Source organism: Acetobacter okinawensis (assembly GCF_002153655.1).
Classification (GTDB): Bacteria; Pseudomonadota; Alphaproteobacteria; order Acetobacterales; family Acetobacteraceae; genus Acetobacter; species Acetobacter okinawensis_A.
The window spans coordinates 1-623 of record NZ_JOPJ01000056.1 but is presented as its reverse complement, the minus strand read 5'-3'; the positions used below and the strand labels follow the sequence as shown (position 1 = coordinate 623).

The 623-nt window shown below is 57.1% G+C and carries 1 pseudogene; it reads left to right on the top strand.

The annotated features are described in order from the left end of the window. Positions 1-623 (top strand): annotated as a pseudogene (locus HK26_RS13575) (phage tail length tape measure family protein); the annotation flags it as partial.

The window sequence follows — 623 nt, the reverse complement described above, 5'->3', positions numbered from 1 at the left end:
GCGCTCAATGTGGTGGATGAGGTCATCACAGGCTTTAAGAAAATCCCCGATGAAATTTCCAGTGTAGGCAGTTCTCTGTGGGGTGGGCTCAAATCGGCAGGCAGTTATCTGGAAGGTGGTGTGGAAAGCGGCCTGAATGCCGTAGGCGCTACCAATATGGCCAGCCTTATGCATCAGGGGAACGCTGCCAACCCCACGTTTTCTGCACCCGCCACAGGTGCGTCCAGTGCTGCCGTATCTGCTGCATCAGCCGTCACGGCAGCGCAGGATAAGCAGAAAGAATCAACCGCAGGGTTAGCGGCAGAATATGCTGTCTGGCAAAAGCAAATGGCTGCGGCCATGGGAACGGACAGTAGCCTTGGCGGCCAGATTGACGAGCAGAGACGGCACATTACCGCCCTGAATGTCGCCATTGCAGCAGCAAACAAGCTGTATGCAGCTGGCCAGATTAAGGCTCCAGAATATGCCGAGAGCATCAAAAGCTACACAGGCCAACTCCAAGCTGCCAATGTCGCACTTGCGGGTATGCGTGGTCCGTTTGCGGAGCTGATAGAGCAGCAGAACCGCGCAGCGCAGTCTGCCTCTGCCCTGACCGGCTATGACCGGGCCATGGTCGAGGCCGC